The 241-nt window shown below is 70.5% G+C and carries 1 protein-coding gene; it reads left to right on the top strand.

The window, feature by feature from the left end; all coding sequences use genetic code 11:
• Nucleotides 1-241: exodeoxyribonuclease V subunit gamma (locus KVS69_RS20385; protein ID WP_217540110.1), on the top strand; the 241-nt coding region annotated here is incomplete at both ends.

Genomic DNA, 241 nt, shown 5'->3' with positions numbered 1-241 from the left:
GCTTCGGGCGCATGGTGCGGATGGGGCTCCGGCCGTTCGGGGTGATCTGCGTGCTCGGCCTGAACGGTGGCGATTCCCCGCGCCGCGACCGGACCGCCGGGCTCAACCAGCACACTGCCGAACTGGGTACCGACAAGCGCCGCCACGGCGACCGCTCGCTGCGCGCGGACGACCGTTTCCTGTTCCTGCAGCTGTTCGCCTCCGCGCAGGTTGTGGTCTACCTGAGCTACCTGGGCGCCGA

The organism is Stenotrophomonas sp. GbtcB23, from assembly GCF_019091045.1.
In the GTDB taxonomy this organism is placed as follows: Bacteria; Pseudomonadota; Gammaproteobacteria; order Xanthomonadales; family Xanthomonadaceae; genus Stenotrophomonas; species Stenotrophomonas rhizophila_A.
This window is presented reverse-complemented; position numbering and strand designations above follow the sequence as displayed.